Source organism: Burkholderia pulmonis, assembly GCF_984667975.1.
Map to the genome: position 1 here is coordinate 2277358 of NZ_OZ480186.1, position 20012 is coordinate 2297369.

The window sequence follows — 20012 nt, forward strand, 5'->3', positions numbered from 1 at the left end:
GTTGGTTGGGGCGTGCGATCGCGCTGACTACACTCGACCCATCTTGTCATAACAAGTTGACCGATGACCCCACCCAACGTCGTGCCGCTGTCGGCGGCCCCGCTTTACGTGCAGATCAAGGACACGCTGCGCGCGCGCATCCTCGACGGCAGCTACGCGCCGCACAGCCGGATGCCGTCCGAGCACGAGCTCTGTGCGATGTTCGACGTCAGCCGCATCACGGTGCGCCAGGCGCTCGGCGACCTGCAGAAGGAAGGCCTGCTGTTCAAGCTGCACGGCAAGGGCACGTTCGTGTCGAAGCCGAAGGCGTTCCAGAACGTGACGTCGCTGCAGGGGTTCGCCGAGGCGATGTCGTCGATGGGCTACGAGATCGTCAACCAGTTGCGCAGCCTGCGCACCGTGAAGGCCGATCGCCATCTCGCCACGAAACTGAACGTGCCGGAAGGCGCGCCGCTCGTCGAAATCCATCGCGTGCGGCTGCTGAACCGCGAACCGGTGTCGCTCGAACAGACCTGGGTGCCGGAAGCGCTCGGCAAGCGCCTCGCCGGCGCCGACCTCGCGACCCGCGACATCTTCCTGATTCTGGAAAACGACTGCGGCATCCCGCTCGGCCACGCCGACGTGTCGATCGACGCGATCCTCGCCGACGACGAAATCGTCGATGCGCTGCACGTCGAGGAAAGCAGCCCCGTGCTGCGCATCGAGCGGCTCACGCACGACGCGTCGGGCGCGCCGATCGACTACGAATACCTCTACTTCCGCGGCGACGCCTTCCAGTACCGGTTGCGCGTCGACCGGCAGAAGGCGCGCAAACCTGCAAGGAACCCGCGATGAATACCCATGTGCACGAATACGACATCGTCGTGGTCGGCGGCGGCACCGCCGGCCCGATGGCGGCCATCAAGGCGAAGGAGCGCGACCCGTCCTTGCGCGTGCTGCTGCTCGAGAAGGCCAACGTGAAGCGCAGCGGCGCGATCTCGATGGGCATGGACGGCCTGAACAACGCGGTGATCCCCGGTCATGCGACACCCGAGCAGTACACGCGCGAGATCACGATCGCGAACGACGGGATCGTCGACCAGGAAGCCGTGTACGCGTACGCGACGCACAGCTTCACGACGATCGAGCAGCTCGACCGCTGGGGCGTGAAGTTCGAGAAGGACGGCACCGGCGACTACGCGGTGAAGAAGGTTCATCACATGGGCTCGTACGTGCTGCCAATGCCGGAAGGACACGACATCAAGAAGGTGCTGTACCGGCAGCTGAAGCGCGCGCGCATCGCGATCACGAACCGGATCGTCGCGACACGCGTGCTGACCGACGCACATGGCCGTGCGAGCGGCGTGCTCGGCTTCGACTGCCGCACCGCCGAATTCCACGTGATCCGCGCGAAAGCCGTGATCCTGTGCTGCGGCGCGGCCGGCCGCCTCGGGCTGCCGGCGTCGGGCTACCTGATGGGCACGTACGAGAATCCGACCAACGCGGGCGACGGCTACGCGATGGCCTATCACGCGGGCGCCGCGCTCGCGAATCTCGAATGCTTCCAGATCAACCCGCTGATCAAGGACTACAACGGCCCCGCGTGCGCGTACGTGACGGGCCCGCTCGGCGGCTTCACCGCGAACGGCAAGGGCGAACGCTTCATCGAATGCGATTACTGGAGCGGCCAGATGATGTGGGAGTTCTACCAGGAACTGCAGAGCGGCAACGGTCCCGTGTTCCTGAAGCTCGACCATCTCGCGGAAGAAACGATCCGGACCATCGAGCAGATCCTGCATACGAACGAGCGGCCGAGCCGCGGCCGCTTCCATGCGGGGCGCGGCACCGACTACCGCAGCCAGATGGTCGAGATGCACATCTCCGAGATCGGCTTCTGCAGCGGCCACAGCGCATCGGGTGTGTACGTGAATGCACGCGCGGAGACGACCGTGCCGGGGCTGTACGCAGCCGGCGACATGGCGGCCGTTCCGCACAATTACATGCTCGGCGCATTTACGTACGGCTGGTTTGCCGGACAGAACGCAGCCGACTATGTGGCCGGCCGCGAACACGCGCCGGTGGACGACGAACAGGTCGACGCCGAGCGGACCCGCGCGCTCGCCCCGCTGCTGCGCGAGCGCGGCCTGGCGCCGGCGCAGGTCGAATACAAGCTGCGCCGCATGGTGAACGATTACCTGCAACCGCCGAAGGTGACGCGCAAGATGGAAATCGGCCTTCAACGTTTTGACGGAATTATTGAGGATATCGAAGAAATTAAGGCGAACAATCCGCACGAACTGATGCGTGCGGCCGAAGTGCGTGCGATCCGAGACTGCGCGGAAATGGCCGCGCGTGCGTCGCTGTTCCGCACCGAGAGCCGCTGGGGGTTGTACCACCATCGCGTCGACTTTCCGCACCGCAACGATGCCGAATGGTTCTGCCACACCTGGCTGCGCAAGGACGCCGATGGCGCGATGCGCAGCGAGAAGCGGCCGGTCGAACCGTACGTCGTGCCGCTTGCCGACGACGAGCGCGGCGCCTACGCGCAGTTGCGCATCCGCGAACCGGCCGCGCTCGCGGCCGCCCTTTGAGGAACCCTACCGTGTCCCATACCCCGCACGACATCTTCCAGCGCAGCAGCGCACCCGTCACGGTCGACGAGGCCCTGTGCATCGCCGACAAGGGCTGCACCGTCTGCGTCGACGTGTGCCCGCTCGACCTGCTCGCGATCGACGTCACCAAGGGCAAGGCCTACATGCAGTTCGATGAATGCTGGTACTGCATGCCGTGCGAACGCGACTGCCCGACCGGCGCGGTCAAGGTCGACATCCCTTACCTGCTGCGCTGACGCGGCGCGCAACCGGCGCACCGATCCCCCATTCCCGGAATCACGACACATGAAAAGAACGCTACGGATGTTCCGCCTGCTCGCCGCGTCGATCGCGGTCATGGCCACCGGTTTCGCGCATGCGGAGACGATCCGCGTGGCGATCGGCACGCAGGACACGACGATCAACTGCGCGACCGGCGGCTTGCTGATCCGCGAACTGCACCTGCTCGACAAGTACCTGCCGCGCACCGGCAAGTACCAGGACGTGAAGTACGACGTGCAGTGGAAGGATTTCACGTCCGGCGCGCCGCTGACCAACGAGATGGTCGCCGGCAAGCTCGACTTCGGCGCAATGGCCGATTTCCCCGGTGCGCTGAACGGCGCGGCATTCCGCAAGGCCGGCCGCCGGAGCGTGTTCATCACCGTGCTCGACGGCAGCATCGACGGCAGCGGCAACGGGATCGTCGTGCCGGTGAATTCGCCGGTGCGCGCGCTGGCCGACCTGAAGGGCAAGACGATCTCGGTGCCGTTCGCATCGACCGCGCACGGCATGCTGCTGCGTGCGATCAAGGCCCAGGGCTGGAATCCCGACACCGACGTGAACGTCGTCACGCAGGCGCCGGAAGTCGCGGGCAGCGCGCTGAAAGCGAACAAGATCGACGCGCATGCGGACTTCGTGCCGTTCGCCGACCTGTTCCCGTACCGCGGCATCGCACGCAAGATCTACGACGGCGCGCAGACCCATGCGCCGACCTTCCACGGTGCGCTCGTCGACGCGGACTACGCGCAACGCTACCCGGAAGTCGTGGTGGCCTATCTGCGCGCCGCGATCGAAGCGAACCGCCTGCTCGCGCAGAACCCTGAAAAGTACAGCCTGCTGATCGAGAAAATCACCGGCATCGAAGCGCCGGTCGACTACCTGTATCACGGGCCGCTCGGCATCCAGACCCGCGACTTCACCTGGAAGCCGGAGTACCGGCAAGCCGTCGCGACGGCCATCGATACGCTCAAGCTGCTGAAGAAGACCGACACGGCGCCCGACCCCGCGACGTTCGTCGACGATCGCTATATCCGTGCGGCATTCAAGGCGTCCGGGCTCGACTACGACGCCGCGCTGAAACACTACGGCAAGCAGCCGCTCGTCGCGAACGACGCATCGACCGGCAAGCCGATCCGCGATTTCAACGACGTCGCGCAAGTGTGGCTCGCCGGCGATGAAGCCGTACGCCACTACGCGAGCCCCGCGGCCGCCTTTGCCGCCGTCGGGAAGCTCGGCCCGTCCGCGAAGGTGCGCGCGGTGTTCGTGCACGACCATGCGAGCGGCCTGAAGCTGTTTGCCGACCAGGCGTGGTACGTGAAGGACGCACACGGCGTGCTGACCGCGTTCCTGCTGAAGTCGGGCGCCGATGCATATGCGCAGCAGGTATCGGGCGCCGTGGTCGACTACGCGGCCGCGAAAGCCGTCACACCGCAGGCGCTCGCGGCGCGCTGAGCATCGCGACCTCCTCTTTCCATTCGTCGACACCGGATCTCCGCATGGCCGCCACCCTCGAACTCGTCAAACGCCGTCTCACCGATGTACCGCATACCGGCGACACGCGCCCGTCGCACCCCGCCGCGCGCCGCCGCTCGACCCCGATGCGCCGCTGCGCATGGCGGATCGCGTCGCTCGTCGCCTGCATCGCGCTGTGGCAGGCGGCCGTCCACTGGCGGCTGTCGCTCGGCATCGTCACGTTCGCCAACGTGCCCGCGCCGGCCGACGTCGGCCCCGCGCTGGCGTCGTTCCTGCAATCGCTGAAGCTGCCGATGCACCTGTTCGCGAGCGTCACGCGCGTGCTGGCCGGCTTCGTCGCGGCCGCAGTCGCGGGCATCGGCCTCGGGCTCGCGATCGGCCGCTATCGCGTGCTCGAAGACACGCTGCTGCCGCCGCTCGAGATGCTGCGGCCGATTCCGGCCGTCGCATGGATCCCGCTCGCGATCCTGATGTTTCCGTCGTCCGAGCTGAGCATGATGTTCATCACGTTCGTCGGTGCGCTGTTCCCGATCCTGCTCAATACCGTGCATGGTGCCGAAGCCGTCGACCCGCGGCTCGTCGCGACCGCGCGCAGCCTCGGCACGCGCGGCCTTGCACTGTATGCGGACGTGATCCTGCCCGGCGCCGCGCCGTCGATCTTCACGGGCCTGTCGATCGGAATGGGCACGGCGTGGTTCTGCCTCGTCACGGCCGAGATGATCGCAGGCCAGTACGGTATCGGCTACTTCACATGGGAATCCTATACGTTGCAGAACTACCCCGACATCGTGGTCGGCATGGCGCTGATCGGCCTGCTCGGGATGGGCAGCAGCCTGCTCGTCAAGCGCATCGGCACGGCGCTCACGCCATGGTACGCACCGCGCGGAGGCCGACAATGAGCGCGGCAGGCATTGCATCGACCGCACCGGGTCGCGTCGGCGTGCGTGAGCTGACGATCGAGCTGGGGCCCCCGCATGCGCGCTTCGCGGCGCTCGATGCGCTCGACGTCGATATCGCGCCCGGTGAATTCGTCTGCGTGCTCGGCCCGTCCGGCTGCGGAAAATCGACACTGCTCGGCGCGCTCGCCGGCCACGTCGCGGCCACGCAGGGCGAGATCGTCGTCGATGGCGAGACCGTCGATCGCCCGCATCCCGATCGCGGCCTCGTGTTCCAGCAGCACACGCTGTTTCCGTGGAAGCGCGTGATCGACAACGTCGCGTTCGGCCTGAAGATGAAGGGCGTGCCTGCGGGCGAACGCCGCCGCGAGGCGGCCGAGCTGCTCGAACTCGTCGGGCTCGGCGAATTCGGCGCGCACTACCCGGCGCAGCTTTCCGGCGGCATGCAGCAACGCGTCGAGATCGCGCGCGTGCTGATCAACCGTCCGCGCGTGCTGCTGATGGACGAGCCGTTCGGCGCACTCGACGCGCAGACGCGCCGGATGATGCAGACGCTGCTGCTCGACATCTGGTCGCGGATCGGCACGACCGTGCTGTTCGTTACGCACGACATCGAGGAAGCGCTGTTTCTCGGCGACCGCATCCTGATGCTGTCGCCGCGGCCCGCACGCATCGTCGCCGACATCCGCGTGCCGCTCGCGCGGCCGCGCACCGACGACAGCACGACCGAGCCCGCGTTCGTCGACATCAAGCGCCGCTGCCTCGCGCTGCTGCGCGACGCGGCCTGAGCACGCGTATCCGCCCATTCAACGCTTCGACTCGTTCCCCATGACCGTCTCTTCCCCCGCTTTCCCGCTGCCCGGCCTGCCGGCCGCCGATCATGCCGCGCTCGTCGCACGCCTCGCCGCACCCGATGCGCCGGTGCGCCACATTGCGCTGCTCGAACTCGCCGATCTCGAAGCCCCCGAACTCGTACCGTCGTTCGTCGCGGCGCTGCGCGATGACCCGTCGGCCGACGTGCGCAGCGAAGCCGCCCGCGTGCTCGACGCGTGGGAACGGCCCGATGTCGTCGACGCGCTGTGCCAGGCGCTGCTCGATCCGGACGACGGCGTGCGCGCCACCGCCGCGCAAAGCCTGTCCGAACTGAAGGACGCGGCCTCGGGCGCCGTACTGTGCCGCTGGGCCGACCGGCCGGAGCCGTTCGTGCGCGGCGCCGTGCTGCGCGGGCTGCGCGAGTTGCGCGACCCCGACGCGTTCGCGCCCGCGCTGCGCGCGCTCGACGCGGACTCCGCCGCCGTCCGTGCCGAGGCGGTCATCGTGCTCGGCTGGCTCAAGGACGCCCGCGCATTGCCGCCGCTCGCGCGCGTCGCGACGACGGACGCCGCTGCGGACGTGCGGCGCGCCGCGGTCGGCGCGATCGGCTTCGCGACAGCCGGCGACGCAACGGTCACCGACGCGTTGCTCGCGGCGCTGCGCGACGCCGAATGGCAAGTGCGCGAGGAAGCGGCCGCCACGCTCGGCAAGCTGCGCATCGCGGCCGCGCGCGACCCGCTCGTCGCCGCGCTCGGCGACGACTACTGGCAAGTGCGGCTGCGCGCCGCGCGCGCGCTCGGGCAATTGCGCGATGCGGCCGCCGCACCGGCCGTCGTCGCGCTGCTCTCGCATGCGATCAGCAATCTGCGCAAGGAAGCGGCGCTCGCGCTCGGCGAATTGCGCGACCGGGCGACGCTGCCCGCGCTGCGCGATGCACTCGACGATCGCGACCCCGAAGTGCGCAAGGCCGTGCGGATCGCGATCGGGCAAATCGACAAGGCGTCGCGATGATCTCGCCGACCGAAATCGCACTCGATCATCCGGCACGCGCATTGACGCTCCGCTGGCCCGACGGCGCCACCCAGCGCATCGGCTATGCGCAGTTGCGCAACGACTGCCCGTGCGCGGAATGCCGAAAGATCCGGTTCGACGGCGGCCGTATCGACCCGCAGCCGGGCCTGACACTGGACGGCGTCGAAGCGCTCGGCTACGGCATTCGCTTCCTGTTCGGCGACGGCCACACGCGCGGCATTTATCCGTGGCCGTACCTGGCGGACATCGCGTAGCGGCCGCGACGCGGCTTCCGCGGTCGCGCGGGCGGGATGGCAGGCATGCGAAAACGCTGCGATACTGACGCCCACGATCGTCTCTACCCACCGTGGGAGCAGGCACATGCAAACGGCAGTCGGATTCATCGGCCTCGGCGTGATGGGCACGCCGATGGCGCTCAATCTCGCACGGGCAGGCACGCCGCTCGTCGTATGGAGCCGGTCGCACGGCAGCGACGACGCGCTGCGCGACGCCGGCGCACGTATCGCCGAACAGGTCGACGACGTGTTCGCGGCCTGCCGCACCGTGATCCTGATGCTCGCGAACGACGCGGCAATCGATGCCGTCCTCGCGCGCGGCACGCCCGGTTTCGCCCCCCGTGTCGGCGGCCACACGATCGTGAACATGGGCACCAATTCACCCGAATATTCGCGCGCGCTCGCCGATGAAATCGCCGCCGCGTCGGGCCGCTACGTCGAGGCGCCGGTTTCGGGCTCGCGCAAGCCGGCCGAAGCGGGACAGCTCGTCGTGATGCTGGCCGGCGCGCCCGACGACGTCGACGACGTCCGCCCGCTCGTGAAGCCGCTGTGTCGCGACAGCTTCGTATGCGGCGACGTGCCGTCGGCGCTGACGATGAAGCTCGCCGTCAACCTGTTCCTGATCACGATGGTCACCGGTCTCACCGAAGCCACGCATTTCGCGCAACGTCACGGCATCGATCTCGCGCGCTTCGCCGACGTGCTGAACGCCGGCCCGATGGCCAGCGACGTGTCGCGCGTGAAGCTCGGCAAGCTCGTCGCGAACGATTTCTCGGTGCAGGCGGCGATCACCGACGTGCTGAAGAACGCGCGCCTCGTTGCCGAATCCGCGCGCAGCATCGGCATCGCGTCGCCGCTGCTCGACATCTGTCATGCGCTTTACGGCGAAACCGAGCAGGCCGGACATGGATCGGCCGACATGGTGGCGGTGATTCGCGCGATCGAACAGCGCACCGGGGACGGGCGATGAGTCGCGCGCATCCATACGCGTTCGTTCGCACCGGCGCGTAGGCACGGCCATGTCCGCAACCGGTACTGCTGCCCCCGTGCGCCCCGTTCCCGCCGTGATCGGCATCGTGCTGCGCGAACGCGACGTGCTGCTCGTGCGCCGCGCGAATCCGCCCGATGCGGGCTGCTGGGGGTTCCCGGGCGGCAAGATCGAACCGGGCGAGCCGATCGCCGATGCGGTCGTCCGCGAGATTGCCGAGGAAACGACCGTCGAAGTCGAGGCGCTCGACGCCTTTACTGCACTGGATGCATTCGATTACGATGCGGGCGGCGCCGTCAGCCTGCATTTCATCATGGTCGCGGTGCTGTGCAGGTGGCTGCGCGGCACGCCGGCGGCCGGCGACGATGCGCTCGACGCGCGCTGGTTCGGCGTCGACGAACTCGACCGCGACGACGTGCCGATGAGCGCGGGCGTGCGCGATGTCGCGCGACGGGCGATCGAGCGTGCGGCAGTCCTGAACAACGCGCAGCGCCCGTCCGCCGTTTGACCTGTTTGAATCACCACCGTCATTCCCGCGTCCCGCGCGGACGGCCCGACCGGAGCCACGACGGTGCCGGCTACCCGCCGGACAATGGACCATCACATCATGATCAACATTCGAAAATCGACCGAGGCCGACGGCGCACGCGTGCTGGATATCTGGCGCAATGCAGTCGATGCCACGCATCACTTCCTGAGCGACGACGACCGTCGCGCCATCGAATCCGAAGTCGTCGCGTTTCTGCCCGGTGCACCGCTCGACCTCGCTGTCGACGAGAACGATCGTCCGATCGCCTTCATGCTGCTCGACGGCAGTCATATGGAAGCGCTGTTCGTCGATCCGGCCCACCATGGCGCCGGGGTTGGACGGCGACTTGTCGAAGCGGCGCTCGAGCGGCATCCCGACCTGTCGACCGACGTCAACGAGCAGAACGAAGCGGCGGCGGGATTCTATGAGAGGCTCGGTTTCGAGCGCTGCGGACGATCGGCGCTGGACGGGCAAGGCCGGCCTTATCCGCTGATTCACCTGCGTTATCGCGGCGGCAAGCGAAGCTGAGCGCAATCGGGACGGCGCGTCGTCTCCGATTGCCGCGCCTCCCCCGACGACATGACGCGGCGCCCGCGCGCCTCGCACGTTACGCGCGTCGACGCGGAAGCAACCGCTCGACCGTCGTGAACGCACGCTGCATGAAATGATTGAAGCGCTCGGCGTCACGCCGCAGCCCGGCCTGCTGGCCGCCGATCAGGCACAGGTGTGCAACCTGTCCCACGATTTCCGCCTCACCCGGCATGCGTGCCCACCGACGGGATGTCTCGACCGCGAATGCCAGACGCGTCGCATCGACGCGCTGCTGGAATTCCGCCACCAGCGGGTCGTGCAGTGCCCATGCACGAATCGCCACTTCGCGTCCCGGCCGCTTCTCCGTGGCAATGCGCAGGTAGCGCGTCAGCGTGTCGCCGGCGCTGCGGCCGTCCGCCGCGTAGGCAAGCATGCGCGCCGTGTAGTCGTCCTCCCACGCGGTCAGCAACGTCCTGACGAAGTCTTCTCGATTGCGGAAGTGGTGATAGAACGAACCGCGGGTCACGTTCAGCCGGCGCGCGACGCTTTCGGCGGAGATGCCGGCATGGCCTTCTGCGTCGAGGGCGTCGAAGCCCGCTGCAATCCAGTCGTTTCGGGTCAGTGTGCGCATATCGGCATCGCCATACAGGCTGTGTATGGTGCAGCGTGGACAGATAGGCTGGGAACTCTATCACGGCCGCCGCCGCTTCCGGCCAGGCGCCGCTACTCGTGGAGTTCACGTTGAAAGACATCGCCCTCGTCGCCTTCGACCGGTTCACCGACATCGACCTGTTCCTGATGTGGGACATTCTCGGCCGCAACAGCTGCGACTGGCGCGTCCGGATTCTCGGCGCGCAGCCGGTACTGCATTCAGCGCATGGTCTGGCCATCCCCACGCACGGCCCGCTGTCCGACGCCAATCGCGCCGATGCGGTGCTGTTCTCGAGCGGCGAGCAAGGGATACCTGCCGCACTGGCGAGCCCGGATTTCCTGCCGGCGTTCGACCTCGACCCGGCACGCCAGCATGTCGGGTCGATCTGCGCCGGCGCCTTTGTTCTCGAACGGCTCGGGCTGCTGCCGGAGCGCCGCGCGACCACTCATCCCGATGCGCGGGACGGCTTGCTCACCTACGGGCTGCAGGCACCGGACCAGCCGCTGGTGTGTCACGGCAACGTCGCGACCGCGGGCGGCTGCCTCGCGGCGCTCTACCTGACGGGCTGGCTGGTGGAATCGATGTTCGATGCGGACAAGCGCCGCGAGACCCTGCTGCCCGTGCTGCCGGCCGGGCAACGGGAGATTTATGAAGACCTGATCGAGTTCAGCATCAGGCAGGGTGCGGGGCAAGCCACGGGAACGATCCGGATGGTCGAAGGCGAAAACGGGCTGGCGGCATGACGCGCGGGTCACCGCACTGTCGATAGTCGGTGGCCGGCACCCTGTTGCACCATGTGCGTCCTGCCAGGCCAATGGTGGATCGGGACGCGTTCGCGGCCGGTCCGGACCATCGACCGGGTCGGCGTTCATCGCACAGATGGTCGTTTCTCGCGCAGAACGAGCCTGTCGCGGGCCTGGAGATGCTAACCTCTCGGCCACTCTAACGACACCGCGTGAAGCAACAGGATTCGACCATGCAGACCGTCGCCGTACTGGACTTCGAAACAACCGGACTTTCGCCGAATATGGGCGACCGAGCGACCGAAATCGCCGTCATCCTGCTCCGGGACGGACAGGTCGTCGACCGCTTCCAGAGCCTGATGAATGCAGGCAGGCGCATCCCGTCCGATGTCGTCGCGCTCACCGGCATCACGAACGACATGATCGCATCGGCGCCGCCTGCGTCCGAAGTGATGAAGGAAGCCGCAGCATTCGTCGGCAAGCATGCGGTCGTCGCCCACAACGCGGGTTTCGACAAACGCTTCTGGCAGTCGGAGCTCGGGCTGCTCGGCATGTCGGCCGAGCATGCCTTTGCGTGCACGATGCTCGTGGCGAGACGCATCTACCCGGATGCGCAAAGTCACCGCCTGTCGAGCCTCGTGGATATGTTGCGGTTGCCGAAATCGGGACGTGCGCACCGGGCGATGGTCGACGCCGAGATGGCTGGCCATCTGTGGTGCCGGTTGCAGCACGACATTGCGCGGACTTACGGACTGGATCGGATCGATCACGCGCTGATGGCGCGCGTTCAGGCAACGAGCAAGGCGAAAGTGCCGATGTACTTGCGTTCGCTCGGGCGCGCGCACACGTGAGCATCGGATTACGGACGGGGGCACGACGCCTCCTGATTCGCGCGATGCGTTAACGCAAAACGGCTTGGCAAACGCCAAGCCGTTTTTTCCCGACCCGAGCCGGGCCAGCGGGCCAACCGAACCAACGCCCCGCCTGCGACCTATCGCAACATCAACCGATGCACAACGACGCAAGCGGAACCGAACGCCGGCTCAGGCAGAACGCTTACTCCCACTCGATTGTTGAGCACGACATCAAAGTCCCCCAGCAAGACTGTTCGCCTAGCTTGCGAATGACGACGCCATAAGAAATGCCTTTTCCGAACTTTTATCGTGCCGCGCACATCAACTCTCCAGCACATCCAATTTATTAGTGAGCTTCGCTCAGACACCCACTATGCGCACTATTTCCTCTAGCCAGGCCCTCACCTGAAACGCTCGAACAGCGCACCCATACGTTCCGGGGAAACGTCTTTGACCTGCGGACCTTGCCGCTCTGGCCACTTTTCGGCCCAGTGAGAGGGGCTGTCTTGGCCCAAGATTTCGAAGATGAAAACCGTCTTATCGTAATACTGAACGCACTTAAGGTGAGAATTTATGTAGGACTTCAGCGGTTCTGAAAGTGCGGAGCGCCCAACTCGATCGGTAATGTCTTGGAACATCTGGTCGAGATTTTTTCCAACATGCCTCGCTTCGTGATCTACTCCAGTTACATGGAAGCCGTTGAAGGACAGCGGTTGGCTGCCGAAAACCTCCTGTACCCTTGCCGCAGTCTGGGCATTCTCTGCAACGCCGACTAGCACATAGCCCTTGTGACCCTTGCCAATGTTGGCGATGGCAGCGCAGGTCTCCATAATCTTGTCAAAAGAACCTTCATCGAAGGACGGCGGTTGGTTAAGAGTATAAAAACCCTGTTTGAAGTCATAGGCTGCCTGCTCAGTCATTGAGTTAGTAAGCAGGTTCTGGAATTTAGTGACCCAATGGACTTTTGCCGGATCTGGATTTTTGTCGTCTTCAAAAAATCCTTGAATCCAACCAACGACCGAGTCGATCGTTTTGCTGCGGTTATCCGCCCCCCATCTCCCGCCATCTTGGACCTGAATATTTTTCCCGCAATCCGTCAGTCGCGCGATCAAACCTGCACTGTTCGACACCACCATGCTCCTTTTGACGATCAAGTCGTGGAGGGCGAGGAAGACAGCTTGGAAGTAGCGAGGCACTGGGTTACCACCGTTCCCGTCAGGAAAGATCAATCCGGTGAATGTCGTCTTTGCCTGACCGAGAAGCAGAACCACAGCATCGTGTACTCGTTGATAGTCTAGGTCAACGAGCTCCAGGCTTCGCTTTCTAACAGCTTGATCGATTTCATCGAATCGGGTCTTGCTGTTCACTGTCACTGGGAATGTTGCTCCGTAATAGTCGTCGAGAAACTCCGTGCGCGATGCCACTGGTCCTTCTGAGACCATGTAGGCAACAATGTCGGCGACCATCTCCTCATCGCGGCTCTGGCGAAGCTGATCTTTCGTCAAAATCCCGTTGGCGACCCAAAAGACACTGTCGGCGCTAATACCGTACTCTAACTCTCGGTTCGTGATACTGATTTTCTTCATCTCACCTAACAATAGGAGGTCCGAGTTCGATGTATCTCCACGCACGCGCGCGGAGACCTTCCGTATGCATTCTGCAAACGCATTCGTCGCCCCCGCAGCCCGGAGTTCCTGCCGAGAAAGCTGGCGACCACCAGAGTTGATACGCCGGAAAACCTCCTCAACTGACTCTCTGTGTGCAGCCTCGTAAATCGAGAGCGGAACTGGATAGGACGCTACCGCAAGGCATCGATCCCGATCGAGGACCGGCATCTTCTGCTCAATCACTTTTCGATCAAGTAGATCCTTTGTCGTCGCGAATGTGTTCAAATCGAAATAGCCACCATCAACCGAGAAATCATTACTAATGAATGATGTGATGGCATTCATGCGCTGCATCCCATCAATGATCTCAAGAGTTCCATCTTGCCTTCCAAGTGGCTCAGCAAGCAAAATGATAGGAATAGGAAATCCCTGGATAATGGAATCGATGAAGCTTTGCTTTTCTTCGATAGTCCAGATGAGTTTTCGTTGATATCGCCGATTTACAACATACTTATTATCTTGGAAGTTAATAAAAACACGCTCCACCTGCTCACCACGAACGATCAGTTCCTGTTGTGCCGCAACCATTTTTCTTACCATCCTAAGTTTGTTAACCCCGTATTAACCTAAAATAAATTTTTCGGTATAAAATTACAATGTGTTTGCCATCGATTACACAACCACATAACTTTCTTCTCGATACCTAAGCTCGGAGGCACGCAAATGAGACGCTTATTCCGTGTCGCCCTCACCTTCCGGCCAATCATACCGCGCATTGCCAAACGCCCCTCCAGCACTAGAATTAATTCCTCACCATCGAAAAATAACGTCTGAATTCTCTTTTCGATAACAAGGCTACAAATGACATCAGGACCGCATCCATTCGCCGAGATGAACAGGCTGCGCTCTTACAGCTTTCCGGCCGAATGGGATCGATAGCAAATCATGGCATCACGCATAAACAATACCATCGTTCATACCATAAAAAAACTGTGCCCGAGAGCACCGAAAGGTGCAAGTCATCGGTAAGCACAGATACAAAAAAAGCCCGCGGAATCGCGGGCTTAGTGTGGCTAACTGCCAATCGATACTGGACGCTGAATCACTCCCACTCGATCGTCGCCGGCGGCTTGCCCGAGATGTCGTACACGACCCGGTTGATCCCGCGCACTTCGTTGATGATCCGGTTCGACGCGCGACCGAGCAGCGCGTACGGCAGGTGCGCCCAATGTGCGGTCATGAAGTCGGTCGTCTGCACGGCGCGCAGCGACGTCACGTAGTCGTACGTCCGGCCATCGCCCATCACGCCGACCGACTTGACCGGCAGGAACACCGCGAATGCCTGGCTCGTCAGGTCGTACCAGCTCTTGCCAACGTCGGCTTCGCCGCACAGGCCGGCAGCCGCATCCTGCGCGGTCGCGGTCGTGCCACGCAGTTCCTCGATGAAGATCGCGTCCGCGCGGCGCAGCAGGTCCGCGAATTCGCGCTTCACTTCGCCGAGAATCCGCACGCCGAGACCCGGGCCCGGGAACGGATGGCGGTACACCATCTCCGGCGGCAGGCCGAGCGCGACGCCCAGCTCGCGCACTTCGTCCTTGAACAGGTCGCGCAGCGGCTCGAGCAGCTTCAGGCCCAGCGTTTCCGGCAGGCCGCCGACGTTGTGGTGGCTCTTGATCGTCGTCGCCTTCTTCGTCTTCGTGCCGCCCGATTCGACCACGTCCGGGTAGATCGTGCCCTGCGCGAGCCACTTCGCCTTCGACAGCTTCTTCGCCTCGGCCTGGAACACCTCGACGAATTCGCGGCCGATGATCTTGCGCTTCGCTTCCGGATCGGTCACGCCGGCCAGGTGGCCGAGGAACTGATCGGCGGCGTCGACGTGCACGACCTTCGCATGCAGGCGGCCCTGGAACATCTCGAGCACCATCTTGCCTTCGTTCAGGCGCAGCAGGCCGTGATCGACGAACACGCAGGTGAGCTGGTCGCCGATCGCGCGATGGATCAGCGCGGCCGCGACGCTCGAATCGACGCCGCCCGACAGGCCGAGAATCACTTCCTCGTCACCGACCTGCTCGCGGATCTTCGCGACGGCTTCCTCGATGTGGTTCTTCATGATCCAGTCGGGCTTCGCGCCGGCGATCTGCAGCACGAAGCGTTCGATGATCTGGCGGCCCTTCACCGTGTGCGTGACTTCCGGGTGGAACTGCACCGCGTAGTAGCCGCGCGCTTCGTCGGCCATGCCGGCGATCGGGCAGCTCGGCGTCGACGCCATCAGCGCAAAGCCCGGCGGCAGCTCGGCCACCTTGTCGCCGTGGCTCATCCAGACCTTCAGCATCCCGTGGCCTTCGGCCGTCGTGAAATCCTCGATGCCGTCGAGCAGGCGCGTATGGCCGTGCGCACGCATTTCCGCGTAGCCGAATTCGCGATGGTCGCTCCACTCGACCTTGCCGCCGAGCTGCACGGCCATCGTCTGCATGCCGTAGCAGATGCCGAGCACCGGCACGCCGAGATCCCATACGGCCTGCGGCGCGCGCAGCTGATGGTCTTCGTACGTGCTTGCGTGGCTGCCCGACAGGATCACCGCCTTCGGCGCGAACTCGCGGACGAAGTCGTCGGACACATCGTTCGGATGGATTTCGCAGTAGACGTGCGCTTCACGCACGCGCCGCGCAATCAGTTGGGTGACTTGCGAACCGAAGTCGAGAATCAGGATTTTGTCGTGCATGGCTGCGGACGGGATGAAGAGAATAAGAAAAGCAGCGCACCAAGCGCTGCGTCAAAAGCATGGATAGCGGCGTCGGGCGGCAGGTGGCTCGCGCGACGCATCGCCGGTCAATCCTGCATCGGCGGGCGTTCGTCGAGTGCGACGCCGCCTGACGATTGACTGGAACCGGATGAAGCCGGCGACGACGCAGCGGGCGCCGCGGGACGGCTGACGACGGGCTCGACGCGCTGCGGCGCGGGAGACACCACCGGAGCCGGCTCGGCCGGCCGCTGGGCCGGCGCGCGCGCCTCGAGCGCCTGCGCTTTCTCACGCCGGCGCACGGCCGATGCGAGCCGCACGCCACCGAGGCCGAGCACGATCAGCACCACGCCAGCCGCGACCGACAACACCCGGCCGGCGGCCGCAAGCGCGGGACCGTTGCCGGCGCCGAGCGACCAGACGATCGTCAGCACGCCGGTCAGCCAGTACACGTGGCCGACCGACCGCGCGACGGGCGCCGTGAGATCGCCGTTGAACGCAGCATGAAACGCGAGCCACGCGAGCCCGAGCAACGCGATGCCGAACGCCTGGCCAAGCATCGCCGGCTGGATGTTCGCCAGCTGCAATGCGTTGAACAGCGACTGCCAGGGCGTCAGCACGAACAGCACGCCGAACGCCAGCAGCAGTACGGCATCGATGATCAGCACGGCTCGCAGCAGCGGTTTCATCGGCGATCAGTCCACGTGATAGTTCGGTGCTTCCTTCGTGATCTGCACGTCGTGCACGTGCGACTCGCGCATGCCCGCTGCGGTGATCTGGACGAATTCGGCCTTCTCGTGCAGCTCGTCGATCGAGCGGCAGCCGCAGTAGCCCATGCTGGCGCGCACACCACCGACCAGCTGGAACAGGATCGCGTTGACCGAACCCTTGTACGCGACGCGGCCTTCGATGCCTTCCGGTACGAGCTTGTCGATGTTCGCCGAGTTGTCCTGGAAGTAGCGGTCTGCCGCGCCGTCCTTCATCGCACCGACCGAACCCATGCCGCGGTACGACTTGTACTGTCGGCCCTGGTACAGGAACACGTCGCCCGGCGCCTCTTCGGTGCCCGCGAACATGCTGCCCATCATCACGGCATTCGCGCCGGCCGCGAGGGCCTTCGACACGTCGCCCGAGAAGCGCACGCCGCCGTCGGCGATGCACGGCACGCCCGTGCCCTTCAGCGCTTCCGCGACGTTCGCGATCGCGCTGATCTGCGGCACGCCGACACCGGCGACGATTCGCGTCGTGCAGATCGAGCCCGGACCGATACCGACCTTGACCGCGTCCGCGCCGTATTCGACCAGCGCCTTCGCGGCGGCAGCCGTCGCGATGTTGCCGCCGATCACTTCGACGTGCGGGAAGTTCTGCTTGACCCAGCGGACGCGCTCGAGCACGCCCTTGCTGTGGCCGTGCGCGGTATCGACGACGATCACGTCGACGCCGGCCTGCACCAGCAGCTCGACGCGCTCTTCGTTGTCCTCGCCGACGCCGACCGCCGCGCCCGCGCGCAGCTTGCCGTGTTCGTCCTTGCACGCGTCCGGGTGCTCGGTCTGCTTGGTGATGTCCTTGACGGTCATCAGGCCGCGCAGTTCGAATGCGTCGTTGACGACCAGCACGCGCTCGAGGCGGTGGCTGTGCATCAGCGCCTTCGCTTCGGCGAGCGGCGTGCCTTCCTTGACCGTGACGAGGCGCTCGCGCGGCGTCATGATCGACTTGACCGGCTCGTCGAGGCGCGTTTCGAAACGCAGGTCGCGGTTCGTGACGATACCGACGAGCTGCGGGCCTTCGACGACCGGGAAGCCCGAGATGCCATGCTGGCGCGACAGCGCGATCACGTCGCGCACCTTCATCTGCGGCGGCACCGTGATCGGGTCGCGGACGACGCCCGACTCGAAACGCTTGACCTTCGCGACCTCGCGAGCCTGTTCGGCCGGCGTGAGGTTCTTGTGGACGATACCGACGCCGCCCTGCTGCGCCATCGCGATCGCGAGGCGACCTTCGGTGACCGTGTCCATCGCGGCGGACACGAGCGGCATGTTCAGGGAGATGTTGCGGGTCAGCTTGGTCTTGAGGCTGGTGTCGCGCGGGAGAACGTCGGAAAAGGCGGGAACGAGGAGCACGTCATCGAAAGTGAGTGCTTTTTGGATCAGACGCATGGCAAATCCTATGGGCGCAAAAGCGAATTATACGCGAAGCGCCGCGAATTTTCACAACACGAACAACGGCTTAGCCGGTTTCGGCCGTTCGGGGGCCGAATCGTTCGGATCGCCGTTCGGTTCGTTTTCGATCGCCTTTCGTTTCACCTCTGCATCGGGCCATTCGCACACCGGGCGGCCAAACGGCCTGTTCGCCCGTTGCGGCCAGTCCGCGCGACGCTAGTGGCGGCCGTGAAGCGCGGCCCGCCAACGTGCCGGACCGGCCTGCCCACCCGGCCCTACAGCAGCCCGGCCGCGCGAACGAGCATCGCGATACCGCCTCCGACCGTCACGCAGCCGACGATCCGTGCAACATGCCAGCCGGCCGGCGCCACGCGCTCGGCGGTGATTGCAACCGTCACGGCAGCCATCACGCGCAGATCCATCATGCCGGCAGCCAGCGCGACCGCCATCAGGTTTCCGCAACAGGCGCTGCAATGCATGGCGGCCCGCACGCCGTGCCGCCATGCTGCCCCGGCAGTCGCACGCGGCCGGGGCATACGGGTCGTCGCGTGCCGGCAGCACGCCAGCCGCCGCACCTTCCATCCGGAGAATTGCAGGATGCACGCAGCGAATACGACCGCGCCCGCCGCGAACGGAAGCGCGCAGGCCAGCGCCGGCAGCCGGGCGGCAGCGGCCGTCAGCGCGGTACCCGCCGGAAACACGAGCGCTCCAAGCGCCATCCACACCGAGAAATATCCGGCACCCGCAACGACGACGAGCCCGGCCGAACGCGCCGCCGCCTGCGGACCGATGCTCAGACGATATCGCCAGAGCATCGGCGCGAGCACGGGCAGCATCATCGTCACGGTCATCGCGCCCCACATTCCGGCGAACGCCGTGAATGCGCGGCCGGCGCCCCGGCCGCACGGCCTCAACCATGCGGCCGAGGCCATCCAGCCACCGGGCATCGGTTCTCCCCCCATCGCGGCCATCGACGCGTGCTGCGCCAGTGTCGCCATCGCGGCGGCGACAAACACGGCCACGATCGTCACGGCGAATGCCCGCGGATCGGGGCCGCCGTCACCGGTTGCCAGCCGAGTCATCGCACGCTCCCGGCCCGCGCTCAACCGCGCGCGTACTCGTCGTGACGGCGCCACCACAGGCCGTCCTCGTTGCGACCGCGCGGCGCGCGATCGAGCCACTGGTACATCCCCCACAGCCCGTCGAGCCCGCGCGCGTAGGTCGAATACGTGTGATAAACCGCACCGTCCTCGCGCACGAACGCACTCAACCCGGGCCGGTCGAGCGAATACGTGGCCGCATCGGTGCCGCACGTCGCCGCGAACTGCACGACGGGCGCCGGCGCCGGCACCATGTCCAGCGCATGGCCGGCGCGCGCGTAGTTGTATTCGACGTCGCCCGTGCGCTGCTGCGTTTCGGTGAACGACACGTTGAAGTCGAAGTTGAAATCGCTGCCGACCGACGACGCCCACGGGAACGTCCACCCCATCCGCTCCCGGTACGCGCGCAGCTTCGCGAGCGGCGCGCGCGACACGGCGGCGAGCGTCACGTCGTGGTGCGCGAGATGCACGGCAAAGCCGTCGAAACCGTCGGCGATCGCCGAGCACGACGGGCAGCCCGCCTTGTAATCGGGGCCGAACATGAAGTGATAGACGAGCAGTTGCGAACGGCCGCGAAACAGGTCGTCGAGCGTCGCCTGCCCGTCCTCGGTGTCGAACCGGTAGGTCTTGTCGATGCGCACCCACGGCAGTGCCTGGCGCCGTCGCGCGAGTTCGTCGCTTTGCCGCGTCAACGCCTTTTCCGCGTCGAGCAGCGCGCGGCGTTCGGCCAGCCATTCGTCGCGGGTTCCGGTGAGATGGGTCGTCATTGCG

At 65.3% G+C, this 20012-nt stretch carries 20 protein-coding genes; 13 read left to right on the top strand and 7 right to left on the bottom strand.

From position 1 onward, the window contains the following. Positions 1-63 precede the first annotated feature (63 nt). The 11 genes from AC5LXK_RS10525 (at position 64) to AC5LXK_RS10575 (ending at position 9383) form a co-directional block, all read left to right on the top strand. Entirely contained in the window at positions 64-834 is a 771-nt protein-coding gene (locus tag AC5LXK_RS10525) for a GntR family transcriptional regulator (protein ID WP_493388783.1), read from the top strand. Further along, entirely contained in the window at positions 831-2570 is a 1740-nt protein-coding gene (locus tag AC5LXK_RS10530; protein WP_493388784.1) for a fumarate reductase/succinate dehydrogenase flavoprotein subunit, read from the top strand. Before AC5LXK_RS10525 ends, AC5LXK_RS10530 begins: the two co-directional genes overlap by 4 nt. Positions 2571-2581: 11 nt before the next feature. Beyond that, positions 2582-2827: a 4Fe-4S dicluster domain-containing protein gene (locus tag AC5LXK_RS10535; protein ID WP_493388785.1), complete on the top strand. Its 246-nt coding sequence runs from the start codon at positions 2582-2584 to the stop codon at positions 2825-2827. Between the two features lie 49 nt (positions 2828-2876). Then, positions 2877-4301: an ABC transporter substrate-binding protein gene (locus tag AC5LXK_RS10540; RefSeq protein ID WP_493388786.1), complete on the top strand. Its 1425-nt coding sequence runs from the start codon at positions 2877-2879 to the stop codon at positions 4299-4301. Positions 4302-4345: 44 nt separating this feature from the next. Next, positions 4346-5221, top strand: a complete 876-nt coding sequence (locus tag AC5LXK_RS10545; RefSeq protein WP_493388787.1) for an ABC transporter permease — start codon at positions 4346-4348, stop codon at positions 5219-5221. Then, positions 5218-6006, top strand: coding sequence for an ABC transporter ATP-binding protein (locus AC5LXK_RS10550; protein WP_493388788.1), 789 nt, complete (start codon positions 5218-5220; stop codon positions 6004-6006). The genes AC5LXK_RS10545 and AC5LXK_RS10550 overlap by 4 nt, the downstream gene beginning before the upstream one ends. Before the next feature lie 40 nt (positions 6007-6046). Next, positions 6047-7042, top strand: coding sequence for a HEAT repeat domain-containing protein (locus AC5LXK_RS10555; RefSeq protein WP_493388789.1), 996 nt, complete (start codon positions 6047-6049; stop codon positions 7040-7042). Then, complete coding sequence (locus AC5LXK_RS10560) at positions 7039-7317, top strand: gamma-butyrobetaine hydroxylase-like domain-containing protein (protein WP_493388790.1); 279 nt, start codon at positions 7039-7041, stop codon at positions 7315-7317. Before AC5LXK_RS10555 ends, AC5LXK_RS10560 begins: the two co-directional genes overlap by 4 nt. Before the next feature lie 106 nt (positions 7318-7423). After that, positions 7424-8308, top strand: a complete 885-nt coding sequence (locus AC5LXK_RS10565) for an NAD(P)-dependent oxidoreductase (protein ID WP_493388791.1) — start codon at positions 7424-7426, stop codon at positions 8306-8308. 49 nt (positions 8309-8357) lie between these two features. Beyond that, a complete protein-coding gene (locus AC5LXK_RS10570) occupies positions 8358-8834 on the top strand; it encodes an NUDIX hydrolase (protein WP_493388792.1) in 477 nt (158 codons plus the stop codon). A gap of 99 nt (positions 8835-8933) precedes the next feature. After that, positions 8934-9383: an acetyltransferase gene (locus AC5LXK_RS10575; RefSeq protein ID WP_493388793.1), complete on the top strand. Its 450-nt coding sequence runs from the start codon at positions 8934-8936 to the stop codon at positions 9381-9383. Between the two features lie 79 nt (positions 9384-9462). Here the strand turns inward: AC5LXK_RS10575 and AC5LXK_RS10580 are convergent, their stop codons facing one another. Beyond that, a complete protein-coding gene (locus tag AC5LXK_RS10580; RefSeq protein WP_493388794.1) occupies positions 9463-10017 on the bottom strand; it encodes a TetR/AcrR family transcriptional regulator in 555 nt (184 codons plus the stop codon). Positions 10018-10127: 110 nt separating this feature from the next. Between AC5LXK_RS10580 and AC5LXK_RS10585 the strand changes: the two genes are divergently transcribed. Both AC5LXK_RS10585 and AC5LXK_RS10590 read left to right on the top strand, forming a co-directional pair. After that, positions 10128-10781 (top strand): DJ-1/PfpI family protein, encoded by a 654-nt coding sequence (locus AC5LXK_RS10585; RefSeq protein ID WP_493388795.1) that lies wholly within the window; start codon positions 10128-10130, stop codon positions 10779-10781. Between the two features lie 233 nt (positions 10782-11014). Further along, positions 11015-11632 (top strand): 3'-5' exonuclease, encoded by a 618-nt coding sequence (locus AC5LXK_RS10590; protein WP_493388796.1) that lies wholly within the window; start codon positions 11015-11017, stop codon positions 11630-11632. 404 nt (positions 11633-12036) lie between these two features. On the opposite strand, the gene AC5LXK_RS10595 is transcribed toward AC5LXK_RS10590, so the two are convergent. The 6 genes from AC5LXK_RS10595 to AC5LXK_RS10620 form a co-directional block, all read right to left on the bottom strand. Beyond that, positions 12037-13830 (bottom strand): GmrSD restriction endonuclease domain-containing protein, encoded by a 1794-nt coding sequence (locus AC5LXK_RS10595; protein WP_493388797.1) that lies wholly within the window; start codon positions 13828-13830, stop codon positions 12037-12039. 514 nt (positions 13831-14344) lie between these two features. Continuing rightward, positions 14345-15964, bottom strand: coding sequence for a glutamine-hydrolyzing GMP synthase (gene guaA / locus AC5LXK_RS10600; protein WP_493388798.1), 1620 nt, complete (start codon positions 15962-15964; stop codon positions 14345-14347). Between the two features lie 107 nt (positions 15965-16071). Then, complete coding sequence (locus AC5LXK_RS10605) at positions 16072-16671, bottom strand: hypothetical protein (protein ID WP_493388799.1); 600 nt, start codon at positions 16669-16671, stop codon at positions 16072-16074. Between the two features lie 6 nt (positions 16672-16677). Then, complete coding sequence (gene guaB / locus AC5LXK_RS10610) at positions 16678-18138, bottom strand: IMP dehydrogenase (protein ID WP_493388800.1); 1461 nt, start codon at positions 18136-18138, stop codon at positions 16678-16680. Between the two features lie 278 nt (positions 18139-18416). Further along, complete coding sequence (locus AC5LXK_RS10615; protein WP_493388801.1) at positions 18417-19223, bottom strand: copper chaperone; 807 nt, start codon at positions 19221-19223, stop codon at positions 18417-18419. Between the two features lie 20 nt (positions 19224-19243). Further along, the gene (locus AC5LXK_RS10620) at positions 19244-20008 is read right to left on the bottom strand and encodes a DUF899 domain-containing protein (protein WP_493388802.1); all 765 of its coding nucleotides are present in this window, start codon (positions 20006-20008) and stop codon (positions 19244-19246) included. Between the last annotated feature and the right edge of the window lie 4 nt (positions 20009-20012).